Below are 15,245 nucleotides of genomic sequence, written 5' to 3' on the forward strand. Positions count from 1 at the left end.
CCACTCCGGCTACCACAGGTACCTGCGGGACGGAAGTGACACACGAGCCGACTGCCGTACGCTCGACCCATGTCCCTCCATGCCGCGTACGCCGCCCATCTCGACGCGCGGCTGATGTCGCGCCGCGCCCCGCACTCGCCGATGCGGGCCACGGGGTGGCTGAACGGCTGGCGGCTGACGTTCGGCGGCGAGCACATGGGGTGGGAGGGCGCGCTGGCGACCGTCGTCGAGTCGCCCGGCTCCCAGGTCTTCGTGGCGCTGTACGACATCGCACCGATGGACGAGGAGTCACTCGACCGGTGGGTCGGCGTCGGCCTCGAGGTCTACCGCCGGATGCGGATCCGGGTGCACACCCTCGACGGCGAGGAGACGGCCTGGGCGTACGTCCTGAACGCCTACGAGGGCGGCCTGCCGTCGGCCCGCTACCTGGGCGAGATCGCGGATGCGGCCGAATCGGCGGGGGCTCCGCACGATTACGTGATGGAGCTGCGCAAGAGGCCCTGCTGAGGGCTCGCCGCCCCTCCGCGCGGCAGCTTTCGTCGGAAACGACAAGACAACGATCGCCATCCCGTGACCTCCGTCATCTACGCGCGTAGGCCAGGACCGGCTACCCTCGTGCGCGTGAACGCATCTCTTCTTCCGGACGACATTCAGGGCGACCCGTACGCCGCCGCCGACGCCGCCGCCGCGCGCCTGCGCGAACTCACCGGCGCCGAGTCCCACGACGTCGTCCTCGTGATGGGCTCCGGCTGGGCTCCGGCCGTGGACGCGCTCGGCGCTCCCGACGCCGAGTTCCAGGTCACCGAGCTGCCCGGATTCCCGCCGCCGGCCGTCGCGGGCCACGGCGGCAAGGTCCGCACGTACCGGATCGGCGACAAGCGTGCCCTGGTCTTCCTCGGCCGCACCCACTACTACGAGGGCCGCGGCGTCGCCGCCGTGGCGCACGGTGTGCGCACCGCCGTCGCCGCCGGCTGCAAGACCGTCGTGCTCACCAACGGCTGCGGCGGCCTGCGCGAGGGCATGCGGCCCGGCCAGCCGGTCCTGATCAGCGACCACATCAACCTCACCGCCACGTCCCCGATCGTCGGCGCGAACTTCGTCGACCTCACCGACCTGTACTCCCCGCGGCTGCGCACCCTGTGCAAGGAGATCGACCCCACCCTGGAGGAGGGCGTCTACGCGCAGTTCCCCGGCCCGCACTACGAGACGCCGGCCGAGATCCGCATGGCCCGCGTCATCGGCGCGGACCTGGTGGGCATGTCGACGGTCCTCGAGGCCATCGCCGCGCGCGAGGCGGGCGCCGAGGTGCTGGGCATCTCCCTGGTGACCAACCTCGCGGCGGGCATGACCGGCGAGCCGCTGAACCACGAGGAGGTTCTGCAGGCGGGCCGGGACTCGGCGGCGCGGATGGGCGCCCTGCTGGGTCAGGTGCTCGACCGGCTGTAGGTCACCGTCGGTGGATCACCCGCCGGTGGACGACCGCAGCGCCCACACCGTACGAACACAACGAGAGGTTGACCCGACGTGCACGACGATCTCCTCGCACGGGCCCAGGCGTGGCTGGCCGAGGACCCCGACGCGGACACCCGTGCGGAACTCGCCGCGCTGATCGACGCCAAGGACGTCACCGAGCTGACCGAGCGGTTCGGCGGCACGCTGCAGTTCGGCACGGCGGGTCTGCGGGGCGAGCTCGGCGCCGGGCCGATGCGGATGAACCGGTCCGTGGTCATCCGCGCCGCCGCCGGTCTCGCCGCGTACCTGAAGAAACAAGGCCGCACCACCGGCCTCGTCGTCATCGGCTACGACGCCCGGCACAAGTCGGAGGACTTCGCCCGGGACACCGCCGCGGTGATGACCGGCGCCGGTCTGCGCGCCGCCGTACTGCCGCGGCCGCTGCCCACGCCCGTGCTGGCGTTCGCCATAAGGCACCTGGGCGCGGTCGCCGGGGTCGAGGTCACCGCCAGCCACAACCCGCCCCGCGACAACGGCTACAAGGTGTACCTCGGTGACGGTTCCCAGATCGTGCCGCCCGCCGACGCCGAGATCGCCGCGGAGATCGACGCCGTACGGTCCCTGAACGACGTCCCCCGCCCCACCGCCGGCTGGGAGATCCTCGACGACGGCGTCCTGGACGCCTACCTGGCCCGCACGGACGCCGTCCTGGCCCCCGGCTCCCCCCGCACCGCCCGGACCGTCTACACGGCGATGCACGGCGTCGGCAAGGACACCCTCCTCGCCGCCTTCGCCCGCGCCGGCTTCCCGGAGCCCGTTCTCGTCGCCGAACAGGCCGACCCGGACCCGGACTTCCCCACCGTCGCCTTCCCCAACCCGGAAGAGCCCGGCGCGATGGATCTGGCCTTCGCGAAGGCCCGCGAGACGGAACCGGACCTGATCATCGCCAACGACCCGGACGCCGACCGCTGCGCAGCCGCGGTGAAGGACGGCGCCGACTGGCGCATGCTCCGCGGCGACGAGGTCGGCGCGCTGCTCGCCGCGCACCTCGTGAGCCGCGGCGTACAGGGCACCTTCGCCGAGTCGATCGTCTCGTCCTCCCTCCTCGGCCGGATCGCCGAGAAGGCGGGGCTCCCCTACGAGGAGACCCTCACCGGCTTCAAGTGGATCGCCCGCGTCGAGGGCCTGCGCTACGGCTACGAGGAGGCCCTCGGCTACTGCGTCGACCCCGACGGTGTACGCGACAAGGACGGCATCACCGCGGCCCTCCTCATCACGGAACTCGCCTCGCAGCTCAAGGCCGGGAACCGCACCCTCCTGGACCTCCTCGACGACCTCGCCGTGGAGCACGGCCTGCACGCCACCGACCAGCTCTCGGTCCGCGTGGAGGACCTGTCGGTCATCGCGAACGCCATGCGCCGCCTGCGCGAGCAGCCGCCCACCCGTCTGGCGGGCCTGACGATCACCAAGGCCGAGGACCTCACCCAGGGCACGGACAGGCTCCCGCCCACGGACGGCCTGCGCTACACGCTCGACGGCGCCCGCGTGATCGTCCGTCCGAGCGGCACGGAGCCGAAGCTGAAGTGCTACCTGGAGGTCGTGGTCCCGGTCGCCACCCACGCCGGCCTCCCGGCCGCCCGGGCGAAGGGGGCTCAGCTGCTGGCGGCGATCAAGCGGGACCTGTCGGCGGCGGCCGGTATCTGAGGCGCCGGGCGCCGGGCGGCTCACGCGGCGGCCCGGCACCGGACAGAACAGAACGTGCAGGCCGGACGGAACGGTGAAGGCCGAACAGCACGGTGAAGGACTGCTCGCTGCCGTGCGGGCGCGGTGACAGCCCTCCGTGCGGCCCGATGACGGCCCTCGGCCCCGCCTCGCCGTACCGCCCCCGCTCACCCCACGGCCAGCAGAACCCCCAGCAACACCGCCCCGACAACGGCAGGCCCGACGATCTCGTAAGCCCAGCGCACGGTCACCTCGCCCTGCGCGGTCTTCGCCTTCTCCCGGGCCTCCAGCATCTGACGCAGGTCATGGATGATCTGGTCGCTCTCGGCACGGACCGGCCCGTCCGGCACCGCACTCCCGCCTCCGAGACCACCGCCGCCGGTCCCGAGGCCTCGGACACCGCCCCGACGGCCACCCCGCCCGCTCTGCTCCGCCTCGCGCCGGGCCTCCTTGCGTGCCGCGCGCTTCCGGCTCCGCAGCGAGACGGGGATGGCCCACAGCTGGTACTTGGTGCCGGACTTGGCGACGACCTCGTTGGTGTACCCCGACCGCAGTGAGGCGACCTCGCCCCACGGCAGCACGATGACGCGGAACGGGTTGCGCACGCGCAGCCGGTCCTCGCCCGCGAAGACGGCGGGCCGGATGGTGAAGGCGACGACCAGCGGCACCACGAGGAGCAGCACGGCGAGCGCCAGCCAGGGCGTACGCCCCTCGCCCGCGATGATCGCGTCGGTGCCGAGCCAGGCGGCGAGGGCGAGCAGCAGGACGCCGCCGACGAGGCCCATGGGCGACCGGTAGATACGGTCCCTGCTCTTGGGGCCGGGCGGCTGCGGCGCTGGTGACTGGGGGTCCGGGGTCGTCATGCCCCGATTCTGCACGACACCGTCGGCGTCGCTCATGCGCGGTGGGTTCCTGCAGGAGGGTGAGCAGGAGGGGTGTACAGCCGCTACGCGCGTAGATATGCTCGTCTGGTGACCATGCCCACCTCTGCACACACCCTCACGGACGTGGCGGCCTCCGACAGCACGCTGCGCCGCTTCCTGCACGGGCTGCCCGGCGTCGACGCGGTCGGCCTGGAGGCGCGCGCCGCCTCGCTCGGCACCCGTTCCATCAAGACGACCGCCAAGGCGTACGCCATCGACCTCGCCATCTCGATGGTCGACCTGACGACGCTGGAAGGCGCGGACACCCCGGGCAAGGTCCGGGCGCTCGGCGCCAAGGCGGTCCACCCGGACCCGACGGACCGTACGACCCCGGCGACCGCGGCCGTCTGCGTCTACCCCGACATGGTGCCCCACGCCAAGGAGGCCGTCGCCGGCTCCACCGTCAAGGTCGCCTCGGTCGCCACCGCGTTCCCGGCCGGCCGCGCCCCGCTCGCCGTGAAGCTGGCGGACGTGCGCGACGCCGTGGCCGCGGGCGCCGACGAGATCGACATGGTCATCGACCGGGGGGCGTTCCTCTCGGGCCGGTACATGAAGGTGTACGACGAGATCGTCGCCGTGAAGGAGGCCTGTGGTGCGAGCGCCCGCCTGAAGGTCATCTTCGAGACGGGTGAGCTGTCGACGTACGACAACATCCGCCGGGCCAGCTGGCTCGGCATGCTGGCCGGCGCCGACTTCATCAAGACGTCGACCGGCAAGGTGGCGGTGAACGCGACCCCGGCGAACACCCTGCTCATGCTGGAGGCCGTACGGGACTTCCGTGCGCAGACCGGGGTCCAGGTCGGCGTGAAGCCCGCCGGTGGCATCCGCACCAGCAAGGACGCCATCAAGTTCCTGGTCCTGGTCAACGAGACCGTCGGCGAGGACTGGCTGGACAACCACTGGTTCCGCTTCGGCGCCTCCTCGCTCCTGAACGACCTGCTGATGCAGCGTCAGAAGCTGGCCACCGGCCGCTACTCCGGCCCCGACTACGTGACGGTGGACTGATCACCATGGCATCCGCATTCGAGTACGCACCCGCGCCCGAGTCCCGCGCCATCGTCGACATCGCGCCCTCCTACGGCCTGTTCATCGACGGTGAGTTCACCGAGGCGGCGGACGGCAAGGTCTTCAAGACGATCAGCCCGTCGACCGAGGAGGTCCTCTCCGAGGTCGCCCAGGCGGGCGAGGCGGACGTCGACCGGGCGGTGAAGGCCGCCCGCAAGGCCTTCGAGAAGTGGTCGGCGCTGCCCGGCACCGAGCGCGCCAAGTACCTCTTCCGCATCGCCCGCATCATCCAGGAGCGCGCCCGCGAGCTGGCCGTGCTCGAGACCCTGGACAACGGCAAGCCGATCAAGGAGACGAGGGACGCCGACCTGCCCCTCGTGGCGGCGCACTTCTTCTACTACGCGGGCTGGGCCGACAAGCTCGGCCACGCCGGCTTCGGCGCCGACCCCCGCCCGCTGGGCGTCGCGGGTCAGGTCATCCCGTGGAACTTCCCCCTTCTGATGCTGGCGTGGAAGATCGCCCCGGCGCTGGCGACCGGCAACACGGTCGTCCTCAAGCCGGCGGAGACGACCCCGCTCTCCGCGCTGTTCTTCGCGGACATCTGCCGCCAGGCGGGTCTGCCGAAGGGCGTCGTCAACATCCTCCCCGGCTACGGCGACACGGGCGCCGCGGTCGTCGCGCACCCGGACGTCAACAAGGTCGCCTTCACCGGCTCGACGGCGGTCGGCAAGGAGATCGCCCGTACGGTCGCGGGCACGAACAAGAAGCTCACCCTCGAACTGGGCGGCAAGGGCGCGAACATCGTCTTCGACGACGCACCCATCGACCAGGCCGTCGAGGGCATCGTGAACGGCATCTTCTTCAACCAGGGGCAGGTCTGCTGCGCGGGCAGCCGTCTCCTGGTGCAGGAGTCGATCCAGGACGAGCTGCTCGAGTCGCTGAAGCGCCGCCTGTCGACGCTCCGCCTGGGCGACCCCCTGGACAAGAACACGGACATCGGCGCGATCAACTCCGCCGAGCAGCTGGCCCGTATCACCGCCCTCGCCGAGCAGGGTGAGGCGGAGGGCGCCGAGCGCTGGTCCCCGGCCTGTGAACTGCCGGAGAGCGGCTACTGGTTCGCCCCGACGCTGTTCACGAACGTCACCCAGGCGCACACGGTCGCCCGGGACGAGATCTTCGGCCCGGTGCTGTCGGTGCTGACGTTCCGCACGCCGGACGAGGCGGTCGCCAAGGCCAACAACACCCCCTACGGACTGTCGGCGGGCATCTGGACGGAGAAGGGCTCGCGCATCCTGGCGGTCGCGAACAAGCTCCGCGCGGGTGTCGTCTGGTCCAACACGTTCAACAAGTTCGACCCGACCTCGCCGTTCGGCGGCTACAAGGAGTCGGGCTTCGGCCGCGAGGGCGGCCGCCACGGCCTGGAGGCGTACCTCGATGTCTGACGCGACCCGACTCTCCGTCTTCAAGACCTACAAGCTGTACGTCGGGGGCAAGTTCCCCCGCTCCGAAAGCGGCCGGGTGTACGAGGTGACCACGCAGACATCAGCCGCTGACGCGGCGGGCAAGGGCAAGTGGCTCGCCAACGCTCCGCTGTCCTCCCGCAAGGACGCCCGTGACGCGGTGGTCGCCGCCCGCAAGGCGTTCGGCGGGTGGTCCGGGGCGACGGCCTACAACCGCGGCCAGATCCTCTACCGCATCGCCGAGATGCTGGAGGGCCGGCGCGAGCAGTTCGTGCGCGAGGTCGCCGACGCCGAGGGACTGTCGAAGTCCAAGGCGGCCGCGCAGGTCGACGCGGCGATCGACCGCTGGGTCTGGTACGCGGGCTGGACGGACAAGATCGCCCAGGTGGTGGGTGGCGGGAACCCGGTCGCGGGGCCCTACTTCAACCTCTCCTCCCCGGAACCGACGGGCGTGGTCGCGGTCCTGGCCCCCCAGGAGTCCTCCTTCCTGGGCCTGGTCTCGGTGGTGGCCCCGGTGATCGCGACCGGCAACACCGCCGTCGTGATCGCCTCCGAGAAGTCCCCCCTCCCGGCCCTCTCCCTCGGCGAGGTCCTGGCCACCTCGGACCTCCCCGGCGGTGTCGTGAACGTCCTCTCCGGCCGTACGGCGGAGATCGCGGCCCCGCTGGCCGCGCACCAGGACGTCAACGCGATCGACCTCGCGGGCGCGGACGACGAACTGGCGAAGGAACTGGAGATCGCGGCGGCGGACAACCTGAAGCGCGTCCTTCGTCCACAGCCTGTGGATTACGCGGAGACCCCGGGCATCGACCGCATGACGGCCTTCCTGGAAACGAAGACGGTCTGGCACCCGACGGGTTCCCTGGGCGCCTCCGGCTCGTCGTACTGACGACGGCCCCCTGAAACCGGAGAGCCGCGCTTCCCCTCCGTCCGGGGGAGGCGCGGCTCTCTGCTCGCAGGTCAGCGCTGTGCCGCCCGTCCCACCACCGGCACGCTCCCGACCGACGGCGCCTGCGCCACCGGGCCATCTCTGCCGCCACCTTCCACCGCACTGGGTAATCAGGTCGACGCAGGGAGTAGTTGAGGTGTGACGCACGCATCAAAGGCGACCCGCGGGGTCGTCCGGGAGTCGATCGATGCCTCACACTGGTGTCCCGTGAGTTCCCATCCGCCCATACCCACCCGGGTCGTGCTGCTCTGCGGCCCGTCCGGCTCCGGCAAGTCCCTCCTCTCCGCCCGCTCCGGCCTGCCGGTGCTGCGGCTCGACGACTTCTACAAGGAGGGCACCGACCCGACGCTGCCGCTGGTGGCGGGGAGCTCCGACATCGACTGGGACCATCCCGAGTCGTGGGACGCGGACGCGGCCGTCGCCGCGATCGAGGAACTGTGCCGCACGGGCCGTACGAACGTCCCGTTGTACGACATCTCGCTCAGCGCCCGCACCGGCGAGGACACCGTCGACATCGGCCGGACCCCGCTGTTCATCGCAGAGGGCGTCTTCGCCGCCGAGATCGTGACGCACTGCCGGGAACGCGGGGTCCTCGCCGACGCACTGTGCCTGAGCCGTGGCCCGGTGCGGACCTTCCGCCGGCGCTTCCTGCGCGACCTGAAGGAGGGACGCAAGTCGGTCCCCTTCCTGCTGCGGCGCGGCTGGCGGCTGATGCGCGCCGAGCGGTCCATCGTGGCCCGGCAGACCGCGCTGGGGGCGTACGCCTGCGACAGGGACGAGGCGATGGGGCGACTGGCGGCCGCGGCGGCCGGGCGGTGCGCAACGGCTCGTACGGCGGCCTGAGGCTTACGCCGCCTCAGCGACGCACACACGAGAAAGCGGGACTGGATGGACCCCCCGGCCCTCCAGTCCCGCTCCTTCACCACTCCCCCGTGGTCCCCCCGGACCCCGTACTCCCCCCGTGTTCCCCCCAGCCTTCAGGCGACAAGCTCCCCGAAGGCGTCCTCCTCGTCACGGCCGAAGCTGAGGACCTCGTCCTCGCGCAGCCGGCGGAGCGACCGCCAGATGCTGGACTTCACCGTGCCGACACTGATGTCGAGGATCTCCGCGATCTCCGGGTCCGTGCGGCCCTCGTAGTAGCGCAGGACCAGCATGGTGCGCTGGAGCTCGGGGAGCCGGGCGAGCGCCTGCCACAGGACCGCGCGCAGTTCCGTGCCGCGCATCGCGTCCGTGTCGCCGGCGGTCTCCGGCAGTTCCTCGGTCGGGTACTCGTTCAGCTTGCGGCGGCGCCACGCGCTGATGTGCAGGTTGGTCATGGTGCGGCGGAGGTATCCGCCGACCGCCGCCTTGTCACTGATCCGGTCCCACGCCTTGTACGTCGAGAAGAGGGCGCTCTGCAGCAGGTCCTCGGCCTCGAAGCGGTCGCCGGTCAGGTGGTAGGCGGTTGCGTACAGGGAGGCGCGGCGTTCCTGGACGTAGGCGGTGAACTCCGCCTCGGTCAGCGAGCGCCTCTCCCCCGATTCCTCCCTGTACGCGGCTCCCCCGTGCGTTTCCCCCGTGAAACCGTCAACCACCGTCATGTACGCGGTGTGCTGACGCCCGGTGCCGCGAGCGCACCCCCGCCCGCTCACGGCACCGGACTTCTCGGAACCCCGGTGCGTGCTCACGTCGTGCAGACGCGTGACCACTGCGCTGGTGCTGGTGCCGTGCAGCGTGTTCATCTCGCGCCCCCCGTCGTGGACTTGCCGGTGTTCGGCCCTGCTCCGTCTTGCTTCCGTGCTGTGTCCAAAAGCTTGCCCGGGGACCTTCATGGCCGTGTCCGCCGACTGTCACAGAGCTGTCACAGGGCCCGCTCGTATGTCGGTCGTACGAGACACACAGCGCGGCGTACGAGACCCACAGCGTGGTCACTCAGAAGAGCCGTACGGCTACGCATCCGCCCGAGTGTCGAAACGCCACCCCACCATGGGCCAGAATGAGCCCGTGCCTTCCCTGTTGCTGATCGAGGACGACGACGCCATCCGTACGGCCCTGGAGCTCTCACTGACGCGCCAGGGACACCGCGTGGCGACCGCTGCCAGCGGTGAGGACGGTCTGAAGCTGCTGCGTGAGCAGCGACCGGATCTGATCGTGCTGGATGTGATGCTGCCCGGCATCGACGGGTTCGAGGTGTGCCGGCGCATCCGGCGCACGGACCAGTTGCCGATCATTCTGCTGACCGCGCGCAGCGATGACATCGATGTGGTCGTCGGGCTGGAGTCCGGGGCCGACGACTATGTCGTCAAACCCGTGCAGGGGCGGGTGCTCGACGCGCGGATCCGGGCGGTGCTGCGGCGCGGCGAGCGGGAGTCGAACGACGCGGCGACGTTCGGCAGCCTCGTCATCGACCGTGCGGCGATGACCGTGACGAAGAACGGCGATGATCTCCAGCTGACCCCGACCGAGCTGCGGCTGCTGCTCGAACTGAGCCGGCGGCCGGGTCAGGCACTGTCCCGGCAGCAGCTGCTGCGCCTCGTCTGGGAGCACGACTATCTCGGCGACTCGCGGCTGGTGGACGCCTGTGTCCAGCGGCTGCGCGCCAAGGTCGAGGACGTGCCGTCGTCCCCGACGCTGATCCGAACCGTGCGTGGTGTCGGCTACCGGCTGGATCCGCCTCAGTGACCGACCGGCAAGGGGGAACGCGCGGCTGGGCCGCGGCACGCAGGGGAGTTCTGTCGGCGCTGCGTTTCACCAGTCTGCGGCTCAGGCTGATCGTGGTGTTCGGGCTGGTGGCGCTGACCGCCGCGGTGTCCGCGTCCGGGATCGCGTACTGGCTCAACCGCGAGGCCGTGCTCACCCGTACCCAGGACGCGGTGCTGCGGGACTTCGAGCAGGAGATGGAGAACCGCGCGGGCGCGCTGCCCGAGCATCCCGGCCAGGACGAACTCCAGCGCACCGCCGGTCAGATGGCGAGCAGCAGCCAGCGTTTCAGCGTGCTGCTCGTCGCGAAGGACGCGAGCGGCAGGACGGTGTACGGCAGTTCCGGCGGCCTCAACGACGGCTTCGCGCTGGAGGACGTACCGAAGTCGCTGCGCAAGGCCGTCAACAAGCAGCAGCCGCTGACCTCGAACAACAAGTCGCCGTACCACCTGTACTGGCAGCGGGTCGTCGATGACGGCACCCCGTATCTCGTCGCGGGTACGCGGGTGATCGGGGGCGGGCCGACCGGGTACATGCTCAAGTCGCTGGAGCCGGAGGCGAAGGACCTCAACTCGCTGGCCTGGTCGCTGGGGATCGCCACCGGTCTCGCGCTGATCGGCTCGGCGCTGCTCGCGCAGGCCGCCGCGACGACCGTACTGAAGCCGGTGCACCGGCTGGGTGTCGCCGCGCGCCGGCTCGGTGAGGGCATGCTGGACACGCGGCTCAGGGTGTCCGGGACCGATGAACTGGCCGATCTGTCCCGGACGTTCAACCGGGCCGCCGAGGCGCTGGAGAAGCGGGTCGCGGACATGGCCGCGCGGGACGAGGCGTCGCGGCGGTTCGTGGCGGACATGAGCCATGAGCTGCGTACGCCGCTCACCGCGATCACCGCCGTGACCGAGGTGCTGGAGGAGGAGCTGGACTCCGAGGGCGGCGGCATCGACCCGATGATCGAACCCGCGGTGCGGTTGGTGGTGAGCGAGACACGGCGGCTGAACGACCTGGTCGAGAACCTGATGGAGGTCACCCGCTTCGACGCGGGCACCGCCCGGCTGGTCGCGGACGACGTCGACGTCGCCGACCAGATCACCGCCTGCATCGACGCGCGGGCCTGGCTCGACGCGGTGGAGCTGGACGCCGAACGCGGCATCCACGCCCGGCTCGACCCACGCCGACTGGACGTGATCATGGCCAACCTGATCGGCAACGCGCTCAAGCACGGCGGTTCGCCGGTGCGGGTGTCCGTGCGGGAGGCGGACGAGGAGGTCGTGATCCGGGTGCGGGACCACGGGCCCGGCATCCCCGAGGACGTCCTGCCGCACGTCTTCGACCGGTTCTACAAGGCGAGCGCCTCCCGGCCGCGCTCCGAGGGCAGCGGGCTCGGCCTGTCCATCGCCCTGGAGAACGCGCACATCCACGGCGGCGAGATCACCGCCGCCAACTCCCCCGAGGGCGGCGCGGTGTTCACACTGCGGCTGCCGCGGGACGCCTCGGCGCTCGCGCAGGCGGCCGAGGAGGAGCGCTCGGAGAAGGGGGACGCCTGATGAAGTCAGCTGGACGTCTGCTGGCGCTTCCTCTGCTCGCGGGGCTGCTCGCCGGGTGCGGGATCCGGGCCACGGAGGTGCCGACGGACTTCGGGCCCGCGCCGTCGCGCGCGCACTGCTCCCTCACCGGGGCGGACATCACCATCCAGTCCTCGCGCGGGATGCCGGTGCAGGTGTTCCTGCTGTGCGGCTCGTCGCTGGTGCCCGTCGACCGGGCCGTGCGCGTCCCCGAGGGCGCGGCGGACTCCAAGCGGCGGGTGCTCGTGGCGCAGGGGCTGCTCGACGAGCTCGCCAAGGCGCCGTCGGCCCGGGAGAAGGAGGCCGGGTACTCCACGGACGTACGCGGCGGTATCACCGTGAGCGGTCCGGGCCCCAGGGACCCCGAGGACACGCTGCGCCTCACCACCGCCCCCGAGGCGCTCACCTCGTACGCCCTCGCCCAGATCGTCTGTACGTTCTCCGACTCGGCGGCGGCCGAGGGCGACGGTTCGGTGATCCTCGGCGGCCCGAGCACCGAGGAGCCCCGCCGCTACGAGTGCACGGACGAGGTGCGCTCCCGGCCGGGCTCGGTGGAGCCGCCGTCGACGGAGGTCACGGGCGACTGAACCCGGGTGTGGCGCAGGCCTCATCCGGGTAGGGGGTGACAACCCGGAACCGATGGTGCCGAAGGCCGCGTCTTGGGGGGCGTGCAGCGTCAAGGCTCCGTGGGCGGCAACGCCGCGATCCGCATGCGTGTGACAGGAGGTGTCCTCCTGGTCGCGCATCTCGCGTTCGTCGCCTGGTTCGCGCTGCGTCCGCTGGATGTGCCCTGGGTGATGCCCGCCAATCTGCGTCCGCTCGCCGGTATCCGGGCCGATCTGGCACTCGGCTGGCCCGAGGCGGCGCGGAGCATCGGTGCGGGGCTCGCGCTGCTGGCACCGCTGGGCGTCCTGCTTCCGCTGGCCGGCGGACGGCTGGCCGTGTCGCCGCTGGGCTCGCTGGTCCGTACGGTGGCCGCCGGAGCGCTGATCTCGCTGGGCATCGAACTGCTGCAGACCGGGGTGCCGGGGCAGGTCGTGGACGTCGACTCGATGCTGCTGAACACCGTGGGCGTGGCCCTCGCCCACCTCCTCGTCATACCGGCCGGTCGCCACTGGCTGCGCCGCAGGCCGAAATCCCCACGCGGGCCCTCCCGCAGGCGTCGGCCGGCGGACCCGGCCGGAGTCGCGGGGGCCGGCGCCCCCGCCCCCAGCGGCGCTGTCGTCGGTCGCCGACTGGCGTCGCCGTCCTCCTCCGGCTTACGGCTGGACACTCCCCGGCGCTCCAACTAGCCGGGGGCGGCCCCTCCGTCAGGAGGAGCCGGTTCAGGGTCGGACCCCGACGATTCCCAGGGTCGGCATCGCCCCGTAGAGCGACGCTTTGCCCGGTTCGTCTGCGTAGCGTTGCAGGTAGATGAGGCAGCCACGAGGGGAAGCCTCACACCGACGCTCACCAAGGAGCCGCCATGTCCCGCCTTGCCCGCCCCACCAGCGGCCGGATGATCGGCGGAGTGTGCGCAGCGCTGGCACGGCGCTTCGGCACCTCCGCGACCACGATGCGCGTGATCTTCCTGCTGTCCTGCCTGCTGCCCGGCCCGCAGTTCCTGCTCTACATCGCGCTGTGGATCCTGCTGCCGTCGGAGAGCAAGGCGCAGACGGCCTGGTGAAAGCCCCTCCCTCAGGGGAAAAGTCGATGGGGCGCACCCCTGCCGGGTGCGCCCCATCGGCACGTACGGGGACGGTGCTCAGCCCAGCGGGAGGCTGTTCAGCGGCGTGGCGGCCTACACGGGCAAACCCTTCGTCGGCAGTCCGCCGAGCAGCCCGCCGACCGGCGCGGTCGCGCCCTCGGGGAGCCCCTTCGTGGGGTCCGGCTTGGCGGAGTTCAGCCCCTTGCCGAGAGCGGGCTGCGCCTTCGTCAGCGTCTTGCCGGCACCCGGCAGCGTCTTGCCGGCACCAGGCAGCGACTGAGAGACGTTCTCCGCCGGCAGCGTCCGGGTGACGGTGTTCAGGGCCTGGGTCGCATCGGGGGCGGCCGGAGCGGCGTCGGCGGCACCCGCACCGGCCGCGGCGAAGGCGGCACCGAGGGCGGCGACACCGAGGGACTTGGCAGCAGACTGCTTCATGGTGAATTGCGTCCTTGACTGACTTGAAATGGGATGACGGTGTTTGGGAAGCGGTCCATGAACGTAAACACGCGATGGCAGGTGCCGCAAACATCGAAATGCGGACGGCTTGTGAATGCCCGCCCACATTTACCGTCCCCGGTCAGCCTTTCCGGGGTGCAGAACCGCTGGTGGAGGCGGTCTGCTGGAACAGCCATTCGGACTTCAGCTCTGCATATCCGGGCTTGATCACGTCATTGATCATTGCCAGTCGTTCATCGAAAGGAATGAATGCTGACTTCATAGCATTGACCGAGAACCACTGCAGGTCGTCGAGCGTGTAACCGAATGCATCGACAAGGTGCTCGAATTCCCGGCTCATGCTGGTGTGGGACATCAACCGGTTGTCGGTGTTCACGGTCGCGCGGAAGTGCAGGCGGCGCAGCAGGCCGATGGGGTGCTCGGCGTAGGAGTTGGCCGCGCCGGTCTGGAGGTTGGAGCTGGGGCACAGCTCCAGCGGGATGCGCTTGTCGCGGACGTACGAGGCGAGCCGGCCGAGCTTGACGGAGCCGTCCTCGGCGACCTCGATGTCGTCGATGATCCGCACCCCGTGCCCGAGCCGGTCGGCACCGCACCACTGGAGGGCCTGCCAGATGGACGGCAGGCCGAAGGCCTCGCCGGCGTGAATGGTGAAGTGGTTGTTCTCGCGCTTGAGGTACTCGAAGGCGTCGAGGTGCCGGGTGGGCGGGTAGCCGGCCTCGGCGCCCGCGATGTCGAAGCCGACGACCCCCGAGTCCCGGTAGCGGTTGGCGAGTTCGGCGATCTCCAGGGCGCGGGCGGCATGCCGCATGGCGGTGAGCAGGGCGCCGACGCGGATGCGGTGGCCACCTGCGCGGGCGATCCGTTCACCCTCCCGGAAGCCCTCGTTGACGGCCTCGACGACCTCCTCGAGGGTGAGCCCGCCCTCCAGGTGCTGCTCGGGGGCGTACCGCACCTCGGCATAGACGACGCCGTCCTCGGCGAGGTCCTCGGCGCACTCGGCGGCGACCCGGACGAGGGCCTCGCGGGTCTGCATGACGCCGACGGTGTGGGAGAAGGTCTCCAGGTACCGCTCCAGGGATCCGGAGTCGGCGGCCTCGCGGAACCAGAGGCCGAGCTTGTCGGGGTCGGACTCGGGGAGTTCCTGATAGCCCGTCTTCCGGGCGAGTTCGACGACGGTGCCGGGGCGCAGCCCGCCGTCGAGGTGGTCGTGCAGGAGAACCTTGGGCGCCCGGCGGATCTGGTCCGGGCTCGGGGTGTGCCTCATCCGGTCAGTCTGGCTCGTCATTTCCGCACTCTAACTCCTACGCGCGTAGATCGCCGTTGTACGAAACCGTCGATACGTAACGGTGA

At 71.0% G+C, this 15,245-nt stretch carries 16 protein-coding genes; 12 read left to right on the forward strand and 4 right to left on the reverse strand.

Annotation, left to right across the window (positions count from 1 at the left end):
- Positions 1 to 69: 69 nt before the first annotated feature.
- From ACFV7R_RS14800 to ACFV7R_RS14810, 3 genes are all read left to right on the forward strand, one after another.
- Complete coding sequence (locus ACFV7R_RS14800) at positions 70 to 507, forward strand: gamma-glutamylcyclotransferase (RefSeq protein WP_224734967.1); 438 nt, start codon at positions 70 to 72, stop codon at positions 505 to 507.
- A 114-nt stretch (positions 508 to 621) separates the two neighbouring features.
- Complete coding sequence (locus ACFV7R_RS14805) at positions 622 to 1,446, forward strand: purine-nucleoside phosphorylase (protein WP_129802012.1); 825 nt, start codon at positions 622 to 624, stop codon at positions 1,444 to 1,446.
- A 78-nt stretch (positions 1,447 to 1,524) separates the two neighbouring features.
- Positions 1,525 to 3,156: a phospho-sugar mutase gene (locus ACFV7R_RS14810; protein ID WP_385263601.1), complete on the forward strand. Its 1,632-nt coding sequence runs from the start codon at positions 1,525 to 1,527 to the stop codon at positions 3,154 to 3,156.
- A 185-nt stretch (positions 3,157 to 3,341) separates the two neighbouring features.
- Here the strand turns inward: ACFV7R_RS14810 and ACFV7R_RS14815 are convergent, their stop codons facing one another.
- Entirely contained in the window at positions 3,342 to 4,037 is a 696-nt protein-coding gene (locus ACFV7R_RS14815) for a PH domain-containing protein (RefSeq protein WP_385263795.1), read from the reverse strand.
- 114 nt (positions 4,038 to 4,151) lie between these two features.
- Here ACFV7R_RS14815 and deoC point away from each other — a divergent pair, with 114 nt between their 5' ends.
- The 4 genes from deoC (at position 4,152) to ACFV7R_RS14835 (ending at position 8,354) form a co-directional block, all read left to right on the forward strand.
- Positions 4,152 to 5,102 carry a deoxyribose-phosphate aldolase gene (deoC, locus tag ACFV7R_RS14820; protein WP_129802082.1) on the forward strand — a complete coding sequence of 317 codons (951 nt, stop codon included), beginning with the start codon at positions 4,152 to 4,154 and terminating at the stop codon, positions 5,100 to 5,102.
- 5 nt (positions 5,103 to 5,107) lie between these two features.
- Complete coding sequence (locus ACFV7R_RS14825; protein ID WP_385263602.1) at positions 5,108 to 6,544, forward strand: aldehyde dehydrogenase family protein; 1,437 nt, start codon at positions 5,108 to 5,110, stop codon at positions 6,542 to 6,544.
- Positions 6,537 to 7,451 carry an aldehyde dehydrogenase family protein gene (locus ACFV7R_RS14830; RefSeq protein ID WP_385263603.1) on the forward strand — a complete coding sequence of 305 codons (915 nt, stop codon included), beginning with the start codon at positions 6,537 to 6,539 and terminating at the stop codon, positions 7,449 to 7,451. Before ACFV7R_RS14825 ends, ACFV7R_RS14830 begins: the two co-directional genes overlap by 8 nt.
- A gap of 198 nt (positions 7,452 to 7,649) precedes the next feature.
- Complete coding sequence (locus ACFV7R_RS14835) at positions 7,650 to 8,354, forward strand: uridine kinase (protein ID WP_385263604.1); 705 nt, start codon at positions 7,650 to 7,652, stop codon at positions 8,352 to 8,354.
- Positions 8,355 to 8,488: 134 nt separating this feature from the next.
- Here the strand turns inward: ACFV7R_RS14835 and ACFV7R_RS14840 are convergent, their stop codons facing one another.
- Entirely contained in the window at positions 8,489 to 9,232 is a 744-nt protein-coding gene (locus tag ACFV7R_RS14840) for a SigE family RNA polymerase sigma factor (protein WP_385263605.1), read from the reverse strand.
- 262 nt (positions 9,233 to 9,494) lie between these two features.
- Between ACFV7R_RS14840 and afsQ1 the strand changes: the two genes are divergently transcribed.
- From afsQ1 to ACFV7R_RS14865, 5 genes are all read left to right on the forward strand, one after another.
- Positions 9,495 to 10,172 carry a two-component system response regulator AfsQ1 gene (gene afsQ1, locus ACFV7R_RS14845; protein WP_210927948.1) on the forward strand — a complete coding sequence of 226 codons (678 nt, stop codon included), beginning with the start codon at positions 9,495 to 9,497 and terminating at the stop codon, positions 10,170 to 10,172.
- The gene (locus tag ACFV7R_RS14850; RefSeq protein ID WP_385263606.1) at positions 10,169 to 11,734 is read left to right on the forward strand and encodes an ATP-binding protein; all 1,566 of its coding nucleotides are present in this window, start codon (positions 10,169 to 10,171) and stop codon (positions 11,732 to 11,734) included. The genes afsQ1 and ACFV7R_RS14850 overlap by 4 nt, the downstream gene beginning before the upstream one ends.
- Positions 11,734 to 12,339, forward strand: coding sequence for a hypothetical protein (locus tag ACFV7R_RS14855; RefSeq protein WP_385263607.1), 606 nt, complete (start codon positions 11,734 to 11,736; stop codon positions 12,337 to 12,339). The genes ACFV7R_RS14850 and ACFV7R_RS14855 overlap by 1 nt, the downstream gene beginning before the upstream one ends.
- A gap of 123 nt (positions 12,340 to 12,462) precedes the next feature.
- Entirely contained in the window at positions 12,463 to 13,044 is a 582-nt protein-coding gene (locus tag ACFV7R_RS14860) for a VanZ family protein (protein ID WP_385263608.1), read from the forward strand.
- A 173-nt stretch (positions 13,045 to 13,217) separates the two neighbouring features.
- Complete coding sequence (locus ACFV7R_RS14865) at positions 13,218 to 13,418, forward strand: PspC domain-containing protein (protein WP_385263609.1); 201 nt, start codon at positions 13,218 to 13,220, stop codon at positions 13,416 to 13,418.
- A gap of 114 nt (positions 13,419 to 13,532) precedes the next feature.
- On the opposite strand, the gene ACFV7R_RS14870 is transcribed toward ACFV7R_RS14865, so the two are convergent.
- Complete coding sequence (locus ACFV7R_RS14870) at positions 13,533 to 13,874, reverse strand: ATP-binding protein (protein ID WP_385263610.1); 342 nt, start codon at positions 13,872 to 13,874, stop codon at positions 13,533 to 13,535.
- 142 nt (positions 13,875 to 14,016) lie between these two features.
- Positions 14,017 to 15,180 (reverse strand): adenosine deaminase, encoded by a 1,164-nt coding sequence (locus ACFV7R_RS14875; RefSeq protein ID WP_385263612.1) that lies wholly within the window; start codon positions 15,178 to 15,180, stop codon positions 14,017 to 14,019.
- Between the last annotated feature and the right edge of the window lie 65 nt (positions 15,181 to 15,245).

This window comes from Streptomyces sp. NPDC059866 (genome assembly GCF_042731325.1).
Classification (GTDB): domain Bacteria; phylum Actinomycetota; class Actinomycetes; order Streptomycetales; family Streptomycetaceae; genus Streptomyces; species Streptomyces flavusporus.